The following is a 20,983-nucleotide window of genomic DNA, read 5'->3' on the forward strand; positions in this document are numbered from 1 at the left end:
GCTTATACCGTAACTAATGTTGAACGATGTTGCTGTACAAAATCTTCCAGAAGCTCTACCGCACGGTCATTACCGCCTGCATTCAGTAAGTTCGTCTGCACCTCCTTCGCTGCGTTTCTGTAGGCAGGATTTTCCAGCAGTTCAAAAACGGTTTCACGAAGAGCTTCAACACGCAATCTCTTGTATCGGATGCTGATTCCGCAGCCTGCTTTTTCAATTAATTTGGCAATATGAAAATGATCGTAAGCGATAGGGGTAATCAACATCGGTAATCCGTTGGTGAATGTATCATTAACGGTATTAAAACCTCCGTGGCAGATCACCGCATCCATATGAGGCATCAATGCAGATTGCGGCACAAAACCGTTCACGATGAAATTAGAAGGCCATTCATCAAATATGTCCGGCGGAGTGGCTGCGATAACCGTTACAGGCTGATCTGCAAATGCGGCAATTACCTTTTCAAAGAATGCTTTACGGATGTCTACCAAAAGCGTTCCTAAGGATACAAATATTTTTGGTGTCGTAGATGCTTCCAGCTTTTCCCAGTCAAACGGAGCCGGATTCGGACGTCCTTTTACCGGACCTACAAATCTCATATGGGACGGAACCGTTTCAAAATCCGCAAAAGTCTGTGACGTGAATACCAGATTCAGCTTATTGGAATGGATAAAAATGCCTTCATCATTGATCCCCACTTCTTTTTGAAGATCTTTGATCAGGTTTTGCTGCCATTCGAATATTTTGGGTGCATTATTTGCGGTATCGCCCATTACATCGGGAGGAACAGGCGTAGTTGTTACACACGGAATATGGTGTTTGTGAGCAAAAAGAGCTCCTCCGAAAGTGATGCAGTCATTCACCAGAACATCCGGTTTCCAGCTTTCCATCAGACGTTCCAATCCGGGCATCATCATCTTGGCAAACGGAACATAGGTTTCTTCCAGTGCGAGCTTTATCACTTCAGGTCCTGAACAGGCTGGACCGTCATCCTGTCTCTTTAAAATACGTTTGATATCCTCCTGAAACGGAATAAGATCTTCTTCAGGATAAAAATAACTTCCTCCTTCCGGAATGTGTTTGTTATCTAAAGGAGTAATTCCAAACCACTTTACTTCATGTCCACGGGCAATCAAACTAGCTCCCACACTTAAGGTCGGACTGATATGACCAAAAAACGGCGGGATCACAAATAAAAATTTAGACCCCGGCTTTATGGTTTCCTCAGCAGGGATTAATGCTTTTTCAAGCAAATTGGCTGCTGTGGCTGTACCTCCGGCTTCGGTGAAAGACTCACGAACCGTTTCGGCAGCTTCTTTATATTCTGAATTATTTAATATACTTTTCACGGCTTCGTTTAAGTGATGGGATTTAAATCTGTTAAAATTAAGGCGCTCTCCTGCTCCGGTACGCACTACGCGTCCTGCTACATGAGACTGATCATACGCAATCGGGATCACAACCAACGGAAGACCATTGGAAAGGGCTTCAGAAACAGTATTGTGACCACCGTGGCAAACAACTCCATCCAGATAAGGCAAGAGATCCAGTTGAGGAACCTGATGATACACCATAAAGTTCTCCGGCCAGCTGTCAAAAAGCTGCGGATCAGAAACCAATATAACGGTAAGATCTTCATCTTTAAAGGCATCTACCACTTTTTGGAAGAACGCTTTTTTATGATCATGATCGAAAGTTGTTCCGATGCTTACCAGGATCTTTTTGTGGGTACTGCTTTTCAATCTGTCCCAATCAAATTCACAGGAGATGCGGCGTTCCATAAGAACAGGCCCCGTGAACTGATAATTCTCCGGAAGATCCATTTCGCCAAAGAAATATTTTGAAGTTAAAACAAGTGTCAAAAGATCAGAAGAAGCCAATGAACGGTTTTCCGTTACTCCGATTTCTTTCTGCAGTTCAATGATCTTGTTGACTTCCCATTCGTGTACTTTTGGCAGCTCATCCATCATTTTAATGGCAGCCGGAGCGGTAACGGAGGTGCTGTAGGGAAGATTCAGTTTTTTAGCAGCACTAGCGGCCGCAAATAACTGATGATCCCCAATCACCATATCGGGTTGATAGTGTTTCAGCAGGGTAAGGATTCCATTGTAGCAATGTCTGTTTAAGGGAATCAGTACGTCATCGTAAAGAAACTTGATGCTGTCGATACCGTACACTACTTTTTTAGAAATAATATCAAGATAGCTCTCGCTTTCTCTTTTTTCCTCGTCGGTCTGGTCATATTGAATGAGTAAAAGTTCTCCCCCGACAGGAAGTTTTGTACTTAAATTTTTATCAAGACTGATCCAGGCCACTTCATGTCCTCTTTGCAGTAATTCTGCACCGATGCTTAAGGTTGGATTGACATGGCCTGTCAATGGTGGAACAACAAATACAAATTTAGCCATGATTTTGTGTTAATGTGTTAAATAATGATTGAGATAAAAAATGAACCATCGATTCTGCGATCTGTGCAGGTTCCTGTATCGGGACATTGTGATCCCCGGGAATCAGTTCCAGTTCAGACGGAATGATCTGTGTTTTCAGCCATTCTCCAGTAGGTTTACAGTTCGATTCAGATCCGTAAAGCAAAAGTGTGGGCGTATCCAGTTCTGAGAAATTGGCTTCCCCCAGAAAATGTTTTTCCCTGATCATATCTGCTTTGATGCTGGTTTTTTCAAACAGGAATTCATACATCCGGTGGTTTTTCTCCATCTGCCTTTTGCCCATCTGCACTTTGGTGGTGTCCGTAAAATTGGCCACATAATGTTCGAGGAATTCTTTGCTATATTCATCGATGATGTTACGGGCCTTTTCATCCTGAGGGTCCGGGGCTTCTATAACGACCAGCTGACTGACACGTTCCGGCGCTTTCAATGCCGTTTTCAAAGCAATCAATCCTCCGAAACTGTATCCGGCCAGATGTGCTTTTTTAAGGTTTAAAACATCCATCAGAGCCAATACATCGGATGACATACTTTCCAAATCATAGCCGTCTGTAAAACGTTCGCTCATGCCGTGACTTTTCAGGTCATACATCACTACGTGGAAATGCTTGGCCAGAACCGGGGCAATATTAAAATAATAAATGGAGAGGTTGCTGAACATCCCGTGGATAAGCACCACCGTCTGTTCAGCCCCTTTATTGAGTTCCTGAATATGAACCTGTTTATGGTTTACATTGATTATTGGCATTCGTAGATATAATTGATGATCATACGGAGGTCAAGGTTGATCAGTTCGTCTAAGTCCATAGAAGACAGCCATCCCGTGAAGTCAATCTGATCCCCGAAATGCGCTTTGATCTTCTCGGAAAAAGAAACGATTTCTATGCTGTCCATTTCCAGATCTTTCGTGAATGAACTGTCCGGAGTGATATCCATTTCCTCTACAAATTCAGCGCCTATCACTTCCGTAATAAAACCTTTTAAAAGAGTGAACAATTCTTCGTGATTCAATTTTAATGTGTTGTTTATAGTGTCCATCCGATAATATATTTTTTATGTTTAATAGTTTTTATTTCAGTTTGATTGATCCATAAATGATCTCCCTCGATATGGGTGATTTCAAAGGCTTTTGGATTTCCTTTCAGTCCGGTTCCGAGAAATTTTCCGTAAGCTTCTTTGGCTACCCAGAATTTGGTAGTCCATTCCGCCTGATCTCTGTCTTTTAATAAGGTTAATTCGTGATCGGTAAATACCAGGTCGTAAAATCCGGAGCTTCGTTCTTCCATGATCTCCATGTCGATTCCCACCGGGCGGCCCTGACGTGCAATACCGACCGCATCTTTTTCTTTATGAGCAAGAGAAATATGGATATCTTCCGTCACATCACCGATCAGATAAGGTTTTCCGACTTCATCCTTTCCTATTTCAAAAGTGATGGGGAAACAAGGGTGATTTTTCTTTTCACGGAGAAGATTTCGTACGGCATCTTTTACGGCTACACGGCTCACCATCCATTCTTTCCGCTTGTTGGGAAACAATTGCTGATGATATTGTTTTTCCGTCTGGTTGAAATATCTTTTAAGAATAAAATCCCACGAAGCCACTCTGGTATACGCCTGATGAAAGAAAAATACTTCAGGAGCTATTTCCTCCGAAAGACGGTTGTGCAAAGGCGACATAGAAACATTCCACAGCGGTTCATCGATCTCCAGTCGGCGGTTTTGCCATCCTGTAATCGCACACCATACTTTTCCGTCTCTTTTCAGGATAATATCGGCAATGGCAAATTCTTCATTAAGTTCGGTAAGGATGCAGGTGCATTCAAAAAGCCCATCCTGGTCTTCCATATCATCAAAGAATTCAATATCTCTGATTTTCACAGGGAAAGCAATACGGTCTTTGGTCAGGGTAAGCTGCAGCCACAATCCGAATAATTGTCCGGCATTATCCAGTAAGGATCCTTTTCCTCCGTTTCCTTTTATTTTTCCTATAATTCCCTTCGTTCCTACCGCTGAAATCTCAGTAATTCCCTGATACAATTCCCCATGGAACATATGTTTATCATAGATTTCTTCAGGTGTTCTTTCAATAGGCAGAAGATCCCCGATTGCCAGGTTAAAGGCAGGAACAGCTGGTGCAGATGAAGCCAGCAAGACTTCTGCATTCGCAAAGTTCTCGATATCAAGATAAGCATGGTTATTGGAGCGCCATTCTCCTTTGACTGTTTTTTCAAAAGGTTTGGCGACATTCATCCATTGAAACACGCTCACATTCATGATTTTATGAACGTAGGTTCCGGGTATTTCGGCCTGTGCTATTTCTGCTAACTGCTCAAAAATCATGGTCATCGGGATTACCGGTTCCATATCAGAGACATTGGTCCATCCTTTCGGCTGTCTCAATAAACTGTGATCGATGAGGTAAGGATGCGTATCTAAAGTGACATGCAAAAGCTTCGAGAAATTCTTACTGACAGGTGCTCTAGAAACCACAGGTCTTGGAACTGTAATTTCCGGGCGGTTTTGAAACAGTGTCAATACTTCTTCCTGCATCCGGATCATATCAGTGATATTTTCCTGGAACGCCTGAACCAGAGGATGACCTGTCTTAGCCACCGTCGCTGAAACCGTATTTTGTTTTGGCATCTCAAAAGACTGAGCCAGATTTTGAATTTCTTTAAAATCACGGATGATTGGCGACCCCAGCTGTAACTTGATTCCTTTCCCTGATGATTTTTTAGATTGATTCTGTACTTCTAAAAAGTCTAATGCTACGGTTTTACCTTCCACAAATAATGCAGCTACCACACGCTGCAGCTGAGCCAGTGCAGATCTTGTAGCCACACTCGAAGCAATCGTGCTGAATGCTTTTCCTTTCAATGTATCATCAATAAACCCGATCAGTCCTCCGGTTCCTATCTGAATAAAGAATTTTGCGCCTTCTTCATACAGTTTATCCGTCAGTTCACGGAAACGGACCGGCTGCACCAAATGCTCTGCGCTTAGTTTTCTGATCGCATCCTGATCGGCAGGATACGGATCCAAAGTCGTTGCTGACCACAAAGGGATTTTCGTTTGTTGAAACTGCGCTTTTTCCATTCCTGCTAAGATCACATCCAGTTTATCAGCGATAAACGGTGAGTGAAAACCGGATTGGAACGGCAGAATCTGATGAAAGATCTGTTTTGATTTTAACAATGGAACCAATACATCCAAGGCTGCATTACTACCACAAAGGATCACCTGATTAGGACAGTTGTCATTGGAAATATAAAGATTGGGAATCGCATCGATAAAAGGCTTCACCGCATCAATCCCTGCTCCGATCGCAATAAATCTGGAATCTTTTAATTCAAAGGTTTCCGGATTCAGAACATCAATCAAAGCTTTAACGGAATTCACTTCTGCCAGTTCTGAGGAATATCCTGCCAGCCATTCTCCCAAGCTGTGTCCCGCATTCATATCTGGAACAATTCCCAGTTTTTTCAGGGCGTTATCAAGGATGCTGCATTTGTTGAAAATTCCCAATGCATCGCTTAGTAAACCTTCCCCTTCTGTTTCGATAGGTTCGGTTAATCCAAAATAACGGCTCACACTGTCCACTTCTCCTTTCGCAAGGCCATCCAGACCCGGAAATACGAAAGCGATTTTACCTCCATCTTTCAGTAAAGGGGTGTTGGTGTACCAGATATCCTGTTTATTGCGCCATGGATTATTTTTAGCTACAATTTTAGTGGCTTTTTCTATTCTTTCAGGGGTCGGGTCGAATAACGCAATGCGGTAATCCCCTTCTCCTACTTTGTTTTCGTTGTTTTTTAAAGCTGAAAGCAATTCTTCATGGGTAGGCCTTGCCAATACTAAAACACGGTCTTTTTTCGGCATATCATAACCTTCCAAAACAACGTGTGCATTGATTCCTCCAAATCCGAAGGCATTGACAGCCGCTACTTTAGGCAAGCCTGTTTTTGACCAGCTTTTCGGTTCCTGTACCGGAGCAAAACGGGTCTGCTCCATATCTGCAATTGGATTTTCACAATATAATGTAGGCGGTAACGTATCATGATGAAGCGCCAGACAGGTCTTGATTAAACCTGCGATCCCGGCAGCCGGCATAGCATGACCAATATTCGATTTAACGGATCCAATTCCTGCAGCCTGCGTTATTTCTTCTTTAGTGAAAAACTGAGCCAGAGTCTGAAGTTCTGTTTTGTCTCCAAGCGGTGTTCCTGTCCCATGGGCTTCCAGATAACCGATCTGCTTTTCGTCCAGATCTGCATTGATCCAAGCCTGTTGTAAAGCTTTAAGCTGACCTTTAACGGACGGGCTCATTACACTGGTTCCATTCCCATCGCTGCTTACTCCAACACCTTTGATCACGGCGTAGATTTTATCCTGATCACGGACTGCGTCTTCCATTCGTTTTAACACGACGAAACCACAGCCTTCACCAATTAATAATCCGTCTGCATCCATACTGAACGGCTTGATCTGCTGTTGATGAGACAATGCTCCCAACTGCGCAAAAATACTCCAGAAAGCAGCGTTCTGTCCGGTATGTACACCTCCCGCGATGACCATATCACAACGGCCACGGTTCAGTTCCTGAACGGCGTGATCTACCGCAATCAGAGCACTGGCACAGGCAGCATCTACTGTGAATGCAGCACCTCCCAGATTGAACCTGTTTGCCACTAAAGAGGCAACCAGATTGGGAATCAATCCCATGGCTGTATCTGCGGCGAAGCGGCCTTTTCGCTCCTGGAAAGCATGTTTCACCTTTTCGATATCTGCCGAAGACACCTGAGGAAGCAATTCCTGCAACAGCGAAGAAATCTGTTCTCCCGTACGCACAATTTCAATGGCACGCGTCGCTCCGGGGCCGGTATAGTTTCCTTTACCGATAATGACACCCGTTTTCTCAAGAGATGTTCCCTTTTGAAATACACCGGCATCTTCCAGGGCTTTCTGCACCAGATCGAGGGTTAATAAATGATCCGGCTCGGTACCTTCTACTGCCAATGGAAGAATCCCAAAAGCCGTCGGATCAAATTCATAATCTGAAATAAATCCACCGCGCTGACAGTAAAATCTGTCCACAGGACTGGTAGCATCACTAAAGTGTACAGGATCAATCCTATCAGCCGGAGCCGATTGGGTGGAATCTACCTTATTGACAATATTCTGCCAAAAAGTATGGGCATCCTGTGCTCCGGGAAAGACACAGGATAGACCAATAACAGCAACATCTGTTTTTTTCATAGTTATCGTATACAGAGGTTTACCAGTTGTTTCCGGACATGATCAATACCTGACTTTCGGTTCCGTATTTGATCTCATTAAGGAAAATTTCTTTCCCCTGGTCCAATGGAATTAAAGAAATACCGCGGCGTTCATATTCTGTTTCCAGAGTCGATGAAACCATTCCGGCTCCTTTCCATGGGCCCCAGTTGATGGAAATTACTTTTCCCTTTAATTTTTTGTTTAAAGCTTTCGCATAATCATCCAGTACAGAGTTGGCCGCAGCATAATCTGTCTGCCCTTTGTTCCCGTACACTGAAGCGATGCTTGAGAAGAGTACTACAAACTGACAGTCGGCACGAAGCTGTTCTGCCAATACACGAAGCGGTTTTACTTTCGTATCAAAGACACGTTCAAATGAGCTTGAAGTCTTCTGTCTGAACAGTTTGTCCTCCAAAAGACCTGCTCCATGAATAACTCCGTCTAAACGGGCGTATTTATCGTAAATATTTTTTATTAAATCTGATAATCCTTCTTCGTCACAAAGATCTAAAGATTGATAAACTACCGTACTTCCCAGCTGTTCCATATCTCGGATCGTGCGGAGGATCTGATTGTTTTTGAAAATTCTTACGGTCTCTTTTTCTATCTCGGAAGGAGAAGTGAATTTTCCGGTTTTGATAAGATAGCTTCTTATTTCTTCCTTAGTTTTCATGGCTTCAACTTCTTTAAGGTCTGCTATGACATCCCTAGGATCTGCTGATCTTCCTACAAGAATATAAGTACAAGGATATGCTCCGGACATATGCTTCACCAATTCAGAAGTGATTCCCTGTCCACCTCCAAGTACCAAGACTACAGATTCCTGATCCAGCTGGATATGCGCTTCTTCAAGACTTGTTGACAATGGAGAAGGGATGATCTCTATTTTATGCCTTTGATCGTGCTTGTAAACGACTTCGGATGGCTTATCTGTGGTTAATATTTCTTTTAAAGCGATCTCTGTAATCTGATCAACTTCCTGTGGTGTGCTCAGACTGATCAGCCTGCAAGAGGTTTGTTCAAATTCTCTAGCCAAACTTTTGAAAAGTCCAGGATAGCCTTTGTAATGACGCAAAAGACGGGTATCAGTCAGTTCCTGAATATGAGCGGGAATGTCTGAAATCAGATACACCCATTTGGCTTTATCAAGATCCAGTTTCTTGATCTGATCTACATGATCAATGATGCTGTGTTTTACGGTTGAGGAGAACAGATCCAGAATGATTAATCCGTCAAAATCTTTAAGATCTCTTTCCGTGTCCACCAATTCTGCGATAGCGCCATATTTTTCAAGGGTGTTTTTAATCGCCATCGTTTGTGGACTGTTGTCCTGAGTGATCGCAAAGCGTTTTCCCTTGATGATTTCTGTATTCTGCTCTGTAGAAACATCGGTTGGAGTCAGGTCAAAACGAAGACGTGACAATAAATTCTGTACCGGTTCAGCATCAGCATCGGTGTTTCCACTCATTTCGCTGATCCATGAGGCCAGTCCTTTTAATGTTTTAATGGCCGCCAGTTTTTCCATCAGATCGTCGGCCTGGTCCATATCCTGACCGAAACCGATTTTGGTTTTAAGGTCTCCGATAATTTCCATACGCTTAATAGAATCGATACTCAGGTCTGCTTCCAGATCAAGATCCAATCCAAGCATTTCTTTTGGATAACCTGTTTTTTCACTAACGATATCCAGAATTACATTTTGAAGTTCTTCCAGAGAGAATGCAGATTTGCTTTCTAATTCTGATGTCGGTGTGATTGCAGATCCATTTTTTTCAGGAGCAGTTGTTGGAGTTCCTGTCAATTCTGTCAACCAGGAAACCAGACCGCTTAACGTTTTGATCGATGCTAATTTTTCCATAACCATGTCTTCATCGGCATTACCTGATGTAAGCGCTCCCAGCTCACTGCGAAGTGTTCCAATGATTTCTACCCTTTTGATAGAGTCAATACTCAAATCAGCTTCCAGGTCCATTTCCATACCGAGCATTTCGTGTGGATATCCTGTTTTATCGCTAACCACTTGTAGCAACAGGGTTTTAATATCTTTTACCGGAGCCTGTTTTACCGCAACAGCAGCAGACTTTTCTGCATGGACAGGCTGTGCAGGAATCGTCACCAAACGATCATTCACAGGTGCTTGTACCGGCGCAGCATAAACAGGTGCAGGGCTGACTTGTGGATTCTGTCCCAGGAAGGAAAGCATCACATCACGCTGTGCCTGAATCAGCTGTTTCATGGTATTTAAATATTCCTGAAGCATACGTTCAGCAGCAGGCTGAGATTCGGCTACAGGGGCTGGTTGGTTATTCGTAAAATTGTTCATGGCAATAGGATTTAATATCGGTAATGCACCATTAGCCGGCAGATTACCTGTGGTTGGATGTGCCGTCTGTCCGTTCACACGCCAGATGGCTGGATTTTTCTTATATATTTCAGGCTGGTCTATCTGAATCAGTTTAGCATTACGGCCATCGAAAAGTTTTTCAATGCTGAAGCTTCGGCCTGTTCCCAGATATTGTGCCAGCATGGAAAGAAGATGACTCAGTTTATTTCGGTTGCTGTCTTCTACATACAGGATCAGCTGATCTTTCTCCAAGCAGGATTTTGTCAGTCCGGAAAGTACTTTTCCAGGACCTACTTCGATGAATATTCTGGCTCCGTCTTCATACATCGCCTGAATTTCTTCTACAAATCTTACGGGCTGTACCAAATGATCCGTCAGTCTTTCTTTGATTTCTGAAGGAGCTGTCGGATAGGTTTCCGCAGTTGTATTCGACCAAACCGGAATCTGCATTTCATGGAAAGGGACGTCTTTTAAGACCTCATCATATAAGCCTTTAGACTTGGCCAATAACGGACTGTGGAATGCACACGCAACTTCCAGTTTCTTTGCAGAGATACGTTCCTGTTTAAGGATCTCCATTAATTTATTGATGGCCAGTGTACTTCCCGCCACTACACATTGGGTCGGAGCATTATAATTAACCGGATAGCAGCCTTCTGTCTTGTCTAATACAGGTTGCAACTGTTCTCTTGTTGCGCTTACCGCAATCATGGTTCCCGGATCTCCGCCTTCTACTGAATCCAGAATGGCGTGGGCTCTTTGAGTACTTAGATCAACCAGTTTTTCTTCTTCGAAAACTCCGGCAAAGCATAAAGCAGGTAGTTCACCATAACTATGACCTGCCACCATATCCGGAACGATGTCCAGTGATTTCAGGAAGTTAGCTAAAGCCAGGTCAACCATTCCTAAAATAGGTTGTGCCAGACGGGTATCTCTAATGGTTTCTTTCTGTTGTTTTAAGGCAGCTTCATCAAACGTTGTTGAAGGGAAAACTACTTTCTCCAGTTCAGGATATCCTTCGATCAGGTTACGCATAGCCGGAAAAGCTACGAACAGATCGCGGGCCATATTGATTCTCTGACTGCCCTGTCCGGGGAATAGGAAGGCCACTTTACCATCACGTTTATTCACCGTGAAAGTGTCTTTACTTTCAATTCCTGATAATGCTAATTCGATGTTCATCATCAAATGTTCGGCGGTATCAGCAACAATGGTTAACTGAATTGGTTTTTCTGAGCCTACTGCTAAGCTGTAAGCCATATCTTTTAATGGAATATCACCGTTAACCTCTAATAAAGATTTGATCTGTGATAATTGAATTTTCGCATCCTCATACGTATCTCCGCGGAATACAAACAATTCTGACGGCCACGATTGCAATACCGCAGAATCGTCTTCCTTAGGATGGTTGGCAATAACCGTATGGAAATTGGTTCCTCCGAATCCAAAAGCACTGATTCCGGCATAACGGTTTTTCTCACCCCACAATCCACTTTCTGCATAAAAAGAAAAAGGACTGGTTTGGGCATTATAATAAGCATTAGGCTGCTGTAAGTGAAGTGTCGGTGGTTTTACACCGTGATATACTGCCAGTGAAGCTTTGATCAGCCCGGCTAATCCGGCCGCACATTTGGTATGCCCGATCTGCGTTTTTACAGAACCTAAGTGAGTCTGTCCCGGTATCGCTCCTGAACGGCTGAATAAATTCGTCAGTGCACTCAATTCAGTTTTATCTCCAACTACAGTTCCGGTTCCGTGAGCTTCCACTAAACCAACTGCCGCAGGACTAATCCCTGCTTGGGAATAAGCACGTTCTAAAGCACGTACCTGTCCTATTTTTCTCGGGGCCGTAAGACCAAGTGCTTTTCCGTCACTTGATCCTCCTACTCCTTTGATCACAGAATAAATACGGTCGCCATCTCTAACGGCATCTTCGTATCTTTTTAACACAAGGATTGCAACGCCTTCTCCAAGGGCAATTCCGTCAGCATCTCCGTCAAATGTAGCACATCTTCCTTTTCTGGAAAGGGCATGCGTACTGGAAAACATCAGATAATCATTGATTCCGTTATGTAAATCTGCTCCGCCGGCAAGAACCATATCGGATTTTCCTAATATCAGTTCCTGACAAGCCAGATCAATAGCCGCTAAAGAAGAAGCACAAGCCGCATCTACAGTGAAATTTCTTCCGCCAAGATCCAGACGGTTCGTAATCCTACCTGCGATCACATTCGCCAAAATACCCGGGAATGAATCTTCCGTCGTATGTGGAAATGCCTGTTTCACTTCTTCATGAAGCTCTCCGAAAACCTGTTTATAGTATCCTCTGAAACTATAGCTGTTGGCCAGATCATTACCGCCTTCAGCGCCTATAATAACAGAAATATTTTCTCTGTTGATATGTTTTTCTCCATAGCCTGCATCTTCCATCGCACGCTTGGCAACCAATAAAGTCAACAGTTGTGTTGGTTCAATGGCGGCAAGAGATTGAGGAGGAATTCCGAAGGCCAATGGATCAAAATCAATTTTTGGAATAAATCCGCCCCATTTTGAGTGAGATACATCCGGTCCGTCTGAATCCGGATGGTAGTAAAGTTCTTTGTTCCAGCGCTCATCAGGGACTTCTGTGACACTGTCTCGTCCCAAAATGATATTTCGCCAGTATTCTTCAAGGTTTTTAGCGCCCGGGAAAATACATTCCATCCCGACAATCGCTACATCCAGAGGTTTTTCTGTGGATACCGGCTGTTCCGGTAAGGCCGCCTCTTCAATATATTTAAAATTATCAATACTTACGTTCTGATGAAGGGATGCAAGGGAAATGACGCGGTTTTGCATGGTAGCCACCTGACCGATCATGTACATTCCAAGATCCAGCTGCTCGTTTTTAGGAACATTAACCAACTTGTCGCCCTGACGATCGATTCCTTTTGCGGCAATCCTAAGTCGGCCCACATTGAGTTTTTCAAGCTGCTCCCAAACTTCTTTTTTATCCATTCCGGCTGCTAGAAGTTTAATTTTCTCGGTGCTGAAATGTTTAGCAAAAGCTGTATTTAAGCAACGTGTTTCGTGTCCCGGTGCTGTTTCCAGTAAGACCGTGTCTTTTGCCTGCATGGCCTGTACCTGGAATTCTTCCTGAATAGCTCCGGTACGTACAGCTTCTTCCGTATATAAATAGGCTGTTCCGATCAATACGCCAACTTTTACGCCTCTGGCTGCTAAAGGAGCCGCCATGATAGAGACAAATGCCGTTGAAAATGCATTATGAATACCGCCTGCAAAAAATACGCTGATATTTTCAGGATGTTCTTCTTTTAAAATACGTTCAATCTGTTTTTCCCAGAGCACCATGCTTGAAAGCGGACCTACATGTCCACCGCACTCACGGCCTTCAAAGATAAAATTGGTAGCACCTTCTTTCAGGAAAATATCCAGCAATGCAGGAGAAGGAACGTGAAGGAAAGTTGTAATTCCCGCTTTTTCAAATACCTTAGCCTGTGCAGGTCTTCCTCCTGCGATAAGAACTACGGGAGGTTTGGCCTCCAATATATAAGCCGTTTGCTCTTCTCTTAATTCCTGAGGAGCAAATCCAAGAATACCTACACCCCATGTTTTTTCACCGGCCAGTTTTTTGGTTTCCATCACCAAAGCTTTCGCATGTTCACCTTTCAATAATGACAAAGCAACAAAAGGTAAAGCTCCGGCATCCGCTACCGCATTGGCAAATAACGGAACATCACTGACACGAGTCATTGGTCCCTGTGCGATAGGATAACGCAATCCCAGCTTTTGGGCCATTATATTATTTTCACTGATCACCTCAAGTGCTTTAGCCTGCTTCAGGTGACCATACATGGCTTCTTTGAACCCAAAAACCATTTTTTTCAGGCTTTTGAAATCTTCATACAGATCTACAGCCAATGAAATATCCTGACCCATAGGAATATAGCTCTTGCTTGGATCAAGATCCGTGAAATATTGTCTCAGCTCTTCGGCCGTAACGTTTTCTGGTAACGCAGGTGAGTTCGGTCTCACCAATACTCGATGGTTGGCTATAATTTTAGTTTCTGTACCATTGAGTTTTGAGGACAGATCTTTTATATCCTGGGGAACAGAACTCTCCGGGAATAATGCCAGTTGGCTATCGAGTACAATTCCGGTTGCTCCTAATGATTTTACTGCGGCAGCTGTGTGCAGTCCTATTCCTCCCTGTACCCATACAGGTATAGTTTGAATTTCTTTAATGACACGCTGAAACAGTACAAAAGTAGACTCATAGCCTACCAGGCCTCCTGCCTCATTTCCTTTTATAATAATTCCTTCTGCACCCGACTGTTCGGCCAGCCTGGCTTCATCTAAACTGGTTACCTGATAGATAACAGGCAGATCCGGTACAATATTCATTGAAACTCCGGACGGAAGGATCGCGAATCTTACTTTTTTCGGGATCTGCAGGGAAATAAATTTGTCGTTCGGCAGATAGATACCATAAGAAGGCACATCTGTCTGGTCAAGTTGATTTAGCGCTTCCTGAGCCGCTGCCGCATTGTGTCCTAAGCTTAAGATGGGAAATGCACCCGCCTGGTACAATTTAGGCATAAGACTGACATCCGGCTTTTCAAAAGGCGTTAATCCAAGAATGGTTAAGTTTTTCATTGCATTTATGGTATTGAGATGATAACTAGAAACTCCATAACAAAACGCTGAACCTTTCGGCATCATGAGCGTTTGCTAGTTATGAGGGAATAAAAATAATAAATTTATATTACATTTTTAACCATAAATGAAAATTGATAATAATTTTTTAACAATAAATTATTATGAATTTAAATACTATTAAAAAATGCAATTTATATTTTTATTCTCAGAAAATAAGACGGTACAGTCTATCAGATTCAACTATAACTGTTTATAATTGATTAATGTAAGACAAATATAGAAATAAAAACTATAATATTTCAAAAATAAGAGAATTATTTTTCCAATATTACAAAAATATAATACGTCTACAAAAGCGTATGAATTCTGGAAAAAGAGCGTTTGATGATCCGCTAAAAAAAATCATAAAATTCAGGATTTTGAAAAAACAATGACAAAATTTCATAAGATTTTCGCAAAAAAAATAACGTTACTGAAAAGCAACGTTATGAAAATAAGAAGATTATAAAACCCTCTTCAGTATCCGATTAAGAAAATTATCCTGTTTCTTTAAAGAGGTTTTAATAACAAAAACAGGATTATATTTATTTTTAGCCGTTTTTATAAGATCAGTAAAATTGCTTTACGATATCAATAATTTCAGTTTCGGGATCCATAAAGAGGTACATACTTCCCTCATCATGGAAAAAATCACTTTTTTTTATTTCAATCTGTCCTAAAAAGAACAGTGGCTGATTGTTTTTAACAGGCCATTCCGGATTCTGTACCCATTTGGGTGGCTTAGTCTGGTATTTAAAAAGTTCCGTGTAGCGTTGTTTTATGTATTGTTTCTGTTCAGATTTTGAAAGTGTTTTATCTTTTGGCAGAATATGCTGTTCGATAAATCCGGCATCAGCGTCTATATATTTGGGACTGGTATTCAAAATGAATTCATACTCATCAGACTTTTGTGGGAAAGCTGTGATCTCTACCCCAATTTTGCTTAAAAACAGTTGTACCGTTCCGTGAGCATTGAGTCTTCCTTCAGCATTTTTATAATCCTGCTCAATCAGATAAAAGTAAGCGGTGGTGTTTTGTAAATAAGTCCCCTGCCAATTTACGTCCGGATCTGAAAGCCGTTTTTCCAAATCCTGATTGGTATAAAGCTGCTGTTCAAAATCTTTATCGGAAAGTTTACCCTCCACGAAATCTTTTAAAATCTGTATTTCATCTGCCATCTGTCAGTATTTTTTTCTCGTCTTAGAAGACGAAAGATCAAATTTAAGTCAAAAAAATTACACCAGAATGGTAAAAGAATCTGCCTGATCTGCAAAACTGACGAGACTTATTTTAAGCTCACAGATTTTACAGATCACTCAGAAGTTGTTTTTTTATTTAAATACCAATAAATGCTGAAAATTAATCCCTGTTTCCGCTTTTGGCTTGCCGTACCGTCTGATTGTCTTTTTGATTAAATCTATAAACCAACGTTAACCGATAGCGCGCGGCATTAGGAATATTGGTCTGACTGATTTCGTAATCTGCTCCTACGGTTCTGCTGTTTGACTTTCGTAATCCAAAGAGGTTACTGACATCGAACATCAGGGTTGCTTTGTCTTTTAAAAAAGTCTTGCTGAGTCCAAAATCAATGCTGTGAAGAGCATCTGTACGGGTTTGTGCAGTAGCATTGGCTCCTCTGAAATTATAAAGCGTCTGAAAGGCAAGTTTATTCTTCAGCTTCAGCTGAGCACTTACACGGGCGGTTAAGGTATTCCCGGAATAGTCAAAACTCTGATCTTTATAACTTCCCTGTTTGGCATAATGGAACAGATTAAGCTCTGTATTCACCTGCAGCCATTTTACCGGATTATAGAGTACTGACAGTTCAAAACCATAACGGGTTTCCCTATTGATATTAACCGGCATTGTGATAAACAGCCCTTCTGCATTCCGGAACGTATAATCCTCCATCACTCCGGTATTTCGCTGATAATAGAAGGATGGATTCAACGTAAGCGTCTTCCAGTTTTTAAGGAAAGCGATTTCAAAGACATTGGCATAAGACGGGTTAAGATCCGGATTTCCAACATAACGGCTGGTCAGATCAGTCAGTTCATTAAAAGGGTAAATCATGCCTAATCTTGGCCTGTTGATCCGCTTGCTGTAGCTCCCCTGTAAAGTTGACCGTTCATTGAAACGATAACTTACGTTGAATGTCGGAAACAGTCGGTTATAATCTTTTTTATTGCTATAGCTTCCCGCGCGGTCTTCGATCCCGATATGGGTGAGTTCGCCACGCAAACCAGTCTGATAACTCAAAGCTCCAGTCTTTCCGGAAAACTGTACATAAGCGCTTCCAATCAATTCTTTATATAACAAATGATTATCAATTTGTTCAATGATTTCCCAACCTGCAGAATTCTGTTGTTCTGCGATAAAGTCGCTGTTCACTCTACGGTCTTCCATTTTCAACCCAAATTCAAGGGTGGAAGTGCTGTCAAGCGGCTGTATCATATCTGTTTTAATCATAAAGTCCTTGCTCGCCCCCATTGAACCTGTTCTGATCATCGGTAAGTCAATGGAAGTTGGAAATACTTTGCTGGTTGATAAATTCCAGTCTTTGTCACTGCCCCAGAAATCATACTGCATATCTACTGTCAGTTTCTTACCTGCCTTAGCGAAGTTTTTGGTGTAATTCAATTCGAGCTGATTATAGCTCCGTTTTTCCCATGATTCACCCTTTCTGGTGAGGCTGCTGTCTATAGCGCCGTTTTTATTTGAATAGACATAGTTGAGTTGGGTTTTGTCGTGATCATGCGTTGAGTTCCGCATGAAAGCTGCGGTAATGGTATTGTGATCATTGATCTTAAAGTCGGCTCCAAAATAAAGTAATTTAGCATCATCATGCCTGTTCTCATCCTGTCTCCGGCTCAGATCAACCCTCTCTCCTGAAAGTCCGGCGGACTGTTTCATCGTATACAAGCCTACGTAATCAGATAACCTAATACCATAGGTCGCAAACAGATTGAGCCTGTCCGATTTATAATTCAGACTTGGACTGATCCGTGTTTCATTGGGAATACCGCCTACCAGACGAAGCTGACCACTGAATCCTCCTTTCCTGTTCTTTTTAAGTATAATATTAATAATCCCTGCAGAACCCGCCGCATCGAATCTGGAAGAAGGATTCGTGATCACTTCCACACGCTCGACCTGATCGGCAGGCACCTGTTCCAAAGCATTGCCCTGAGTTAGCCCCGTTCGGCGACCGTCAATTAACACCAATACATTACTATTCCCGCGCAGACTTATTTCTCCACCAGGACTTACACTCACTGAAGGAACAACGTTGAGAAGATCCGTTACCGCTCCCGACTGTGACAAGACATCTTTACCCACTTCAAAGACCTTTTTATCCAGTTTTAAACTGACCGATGAACGCTGCCCTGTTACCGATACTTCCTGCAACAGCTTTGTATTAGACTCTAAAATAACTGTCCCTACATTGATCACCTCATCAGACTTAACTTCTACAGGTCTGATGATGGTTTGAAACCCGGCAAAACTGTAACTGATGGTATAATTTCCTGCCGGAATACTTTCCAGTCTGAATATGCCTTTGCTGTCCGAAATACCGGCGGCAATGGCCTTATCTCCAGTTTCCTTTAATGTGACCGTTACATAAGATATAGGTACGGCAGATTTTTCCTGAATGATTCCGGTGACCTGAGCTTTCTGTGCTAATGAATACTGAACAGAAAAGAGGGTAAAAATAATGATGACTACTTGTTTCATGATGTAAATTTAAATCGCAGAAACAGCCATTCACAGCAGAAACATCTGAACAGCTCCACAGGCTTTCGAACGACATCGGGTTTTTCAAATTAGCTTGTATATTTACATGATGCATAATTTAATATTTTTATTAACGCTGCTCAGCCTGCTGGCCACGCCTGTTATCCGTAATGAAGAACCTATACCGGTCTATAAAACCGGAGATGATATGGCGTGGACTGATAAAAATTATAACGATAAAGACTGGTCGGAAATAAGAGGCAATACTTCAGACAAGATATTCTGGTCACGTACACAGCTCGACCTGCGTCCGGTGGAGAACGAACTGACACCTCTCGGACTTCAGATCGATTCCTTCGGGGCTTTTGAAGTATATTGGGATGGTATCCTGATTGGTAAAAACGGACAGCTTCCCAAAAACGGAAATCCGGAAATCCCAGGAACGGAGTGCAGCTATTACAGGATTCCGGATCATCTGATTTCGCCGGGTCTTCATACCATTGCCATGCGCAGTTCCCAGTCATTGCATCCGGATATGCAGCGGAGCATTGGATTTGACATCAATAATTACACAACATTAATCACAAGACCATTGATCACAATGGCTTATATGAACCTGATGGCCGGAGCTTTTCTGATCGCGGCAGTTTATTATTTTTTCCTTTATCTGAACAGCAAACGGAGACAGAAGGACATCCTGATTTTTGCAACCATTTGTCTTCTCTTTTTTACTTTATTGATCATGGAATATCTGAAATTCCATGTAGTGATTCCTTATTCTGAATTTTTCATTCGTCTTGAGATCATCGGATGGCTGACATTTGCCAATGCATTGCTGGTTCCGTGGTATTTTATGATTCAGTTTAATTTCAGACATGGAAAATGGCTGATGCCCACATTGCTGTTGACATTGCTGGGACTTTATGGATTCAATTACGGTCACTATGACCTGACTGCCCGACTTTATAGCTTGGCGATGTTGATCGCTGCCTTCATTGTAGTTCTAAACGGTATTCTTCAAAAGGAAAAAGGAGGTTTTATAGCTCTGGCGGCTCTTTTGGCGAGTGCATTGGTCAACAGATTGGTGGTCTATGATTTCGGGCTGTTCATCAGTTTTACCATTATTGTGCTGTCAATGCTTTATCTTCATTCTATCCGTACCAGTGTTATTGAGGCGGAACACCAGAATGCGGTTTTGCTTTCATCAAGGCTGCAACTGGAACTGCTTAAAAAGAATATCCAACCACATTTTTTAAGGAATACCCTGACTTCCATGATGGATTGGGTGGAAGAATCTCCTAAGGATGGTGCCCGTTTTATACAGGCATTGGCCACAGAATTTGATATTATGAACGAGATCTCTGAACAGACTCTGATCCCTGTCACCAAAGAACTGGAGCTTTGCCGTCAACATATATCGGTGATGGGCTTCCGGAAAGAAATGAATTATATCTGGGAGGAAAAGGGAATTGATAAAACACAGCTGATCCCACCGGCGGTTATTCATACGTTGCTGGAGAATGGTATTACCCACAGTGAACCACTCTCCGGAAATACGATTCAATTTATACTCAATTATTCTGTGTCAAAAGAGGCGCATCAGTATACTTTTGAAACTGTCGCGAAGAACAGACAAATCATGACAGACCGCACAGGTGGAAACGGTTTTAAGTATATCAAAGCAAGACTGACTGAAAGTTATGGCCACAACTGGGCATTCGAATCGGGTGCTACGGAAAACGGCTGGAAGTCTACCATTCAAATTTTAAAATAATGAATATAGTGATTATTGAGGACGAGGCCAGAATAGCCCGCCGTTTGGAGCGTATGACCTCCGAATTTTTTGCGGACAAGCCTAATGAGATCATTATCTGTGATTCTCTGCAAAAGGGACTTGATCAGGTTTCAGCACAAATTCCTGACCTACTTCTACTCGATCTTAATCTCAACGGCGACAATGGTTTCGAGTTGTTGGAGCAGATGGTGGCTGCTTCTTTTCACACGATCATTGTTTCTGCCAATATCGACAAAGCGATCACGGCTTTTGCGTATGGCGTTCTGGATTTTGTGCCCAAACCTTTTGATCAGGAAAGGCTCTTTAAGGCTTTAACCAGGTTTGTCAGCCCAGCCTTAAAACCGGATGAAGGGATTAAATATCTTGCTGTAAAAAGAGCAGGACAGGTTCGTCTGATCAACATTTCTGAGGTAATCTACATTAAAGGAGCCGGAATTTACACTGAACTGCATCTCAGCAATGGACAGAATGAGCTCCACGATAAGTCACTTGAGCATTTGCAGCAGCTTCTTCCCGACAGATTTGAACGTATTCACAAATCTTATCTTGTTAATTTTCAACAAATTGAAAAGATCATCATCAATCCTGGGACACGCTATGGAGCCTTGCTTAAAACAGGTGAAGTGCTTCCGGTAGGACGTTCCAAGTATAAAGATTTGAAAAATAAAATGGTCTGATGCCTGAA

9 protein-coding genes are annotated in these 20,983 nt (G+C 42.4%); 2 read left to right on the forward strand and 7 right to left on the reverse strand.

Going from position 1 to position 20,983, the window contains the following annotated elements; genetic code table 11:
- Nucleotides 1-2 precede the first annotated feature (2 nt).
- From LC419_RS01865 to LC419_RS01895, 7 genes are all read right to left on the reverse strand, one after another.
- On the reverse strand, nt 3-2,408 hold the full coding sequence (locus LC419_RS01865; protein ID WP_223605748.1) for a glycosyltransferase: 2,406 nt from the start codon (nt 2,406-2,408) through the stop codon (nt 3-5).
- Nucleotides 2,401-3,195: an alpha/beta fold hydrolase gene (locus LC419_RS01870; protein ID WP_223605749.1), complete on the reverse strand. Its 795-nt coding sequence runs from the start codon at nt 3,193-3,195 to the stop codon at nt 2,401-2,403. Before LC419_RS01870 ends, LC419_RS01865 begins: the two co-directional genes overlap by 8 nt.
- A complete protein-coding gene (locus tag LC419_RS01875; protein ID WP_034728171.1) occupies nt 3,186-3,485 on the reverse strand; it encodes an acyl carrier protein in 300 nt (99 codons plus the stop codon). Before LC419_RS01875 ends, LC419_RS01870 begins: the two co-directional genes overlap by 10 nt.
- Nucleotides 3,473-7,705, reverse strand: coding sequence for a type I polyketide synthase (locus tag LC419_RS01880; protein ID WP_223605750.1), 4,233 nt, complete (start codon nt 7,703-7,705; stop codon nt 3,473-3,475). The genes LC419_RS01875 and LC419_RS01880 overlap by 13 nt, the downstream gene beginning before the upstream one ends.
- 19 nt (nt 7,706-7,724) lie before the next feature.
- On the reverse strand, nt 7,725-14,726 hold the full coding sequence (locus tag LC419_RS01885) for a type I polyketide synthase (RefSeq protein ID WP_223605751.1): 7,002 nt from the start codon (nt 14,724-14,726) through the stop codon (nt 7,725-7,727).
- A 611-nt stretch (nt 14,727-15,337) separates the two neighbouring features.
- Nucleotides 15,338-15,946, reverse strand: coding sequence for a hypothetical protein (locus LC419_RS01890; protein ID WP_223605752.1), 609 nt, complete (start codon nt 15,944-15,946; stop codon nt 15,338-15,340).
- Nucleotides 15,947-16,127: 181 nt separating this feature from the next.
- On the reverse strand, nt 16,128-18,503 hold the full coding sequence (locus LC419_RS01895) for a TonB-dependent receptor (RefSeq protein ID WP_223605753.1): 2,376 nt from the start codon (nt 18,501-18,503) through the stop codon (nt 16,128-16,130).
- 106 nt (nt 18,504-18,609) lie between these two features.
- Here LC419_RS01895 and LC419_RS01900 point away from each other — a divergent pair, with 106 nt between their 5' ends.
- Complete coding sequence (locus LC419_RS01900) at nt 18,610-20,277, forward strand: histidine kinase (protein ID WP_223605754.1); 1,668 nt, start codon at nt 18,610-18,612, stop codon at nt 20,275-20,277.
- Nucleotides 20,277-20,975 (forward strand): LytTR family DNA-binding domain-containing protein, encoded by a 699-nt coding sequence (locus tag LC419_RS01905; RefSeq protein WP_223605755.1) that lies wholly within the window; start codon nt 20,277-20,279, stop codon nt 20,973-20,975. Before LC419_RS01900 ends, LC419_RS01905 begins: the two co-directional genes overlap by 1 nt.
- Nucleotides 20,976-20,983: the final 8 nt, after the last annotated feature.

Source organism: Chryseobacterium sp. OSA05B, from assembly GCF_019970065.1.
Lineage (GTDB): Bacteria > Bacteroidota > Bacteroidia > Flavobacteriales > Weeksellaceae > Chryseobacterium.

Coding starts and splice junctions, on each gene's coding strand:
- LC419_RS01880 (WP_223605750.1), bottom strand. CDS start 7,705: ATGAAAAAAACAGATGTTGCTGTTATTGGTCTATCCTGTGTCTTTCCC.
- LC419_RS01890 (WP_223605752.1), bottom strand. CDS start 15,946: ATGGCAGATGAAATACAGATTTTAAAAGATTTCGTGGAGGGTAAACTT.
- LC419_RS01875 (WP_034728171.1), bottom strand. CDS start 3,485: ATGGACACTATAAACAACACATTAAAATTGAATCACGAAGAATTGTTC.
- LC419_RS01870 (WP_223605749.1), bottom strand. CDS start 3,195: ATGCCAATAATCAATGTAAACCATAAACAGGTTCATATTCAGGAACTC.
- LC419_RS01865 (WP_223605748.1), bottom strand. CDS start 2,408: ATGGCTAAATTTGTATTTGTTGTTCCACCATTGACAGGCCATGTCAAT.
- LC419_RS01905 (WP_223605755.1), top strand. CDS start 20,277: ATGAATATAGTGATTATTGAGGACGAGGCCAGAATAGCCCGCCGTTTG.
- LC419_RS01900 (WP_223605754.1), top strand. CDS start 18,610: ATGATGCATAATTTAATATTTTTATTAACGCTGCTCAGCCTGCTGGCC.
- LC419_RS01885 (WP_223605751.1), bottom strand. CDS start 14,726: ATGAAAAACTTAACCATTCTTGGATTAACGCCTTTTGAAAAGCCGGAT.
- LC419_RS01895 (WP_223605753.1), bottom strand. CDS start 18,503: ATGAAACAAGTAGTCATCATTATTTTTACCCTCTTTTCTGTTCAGTAT.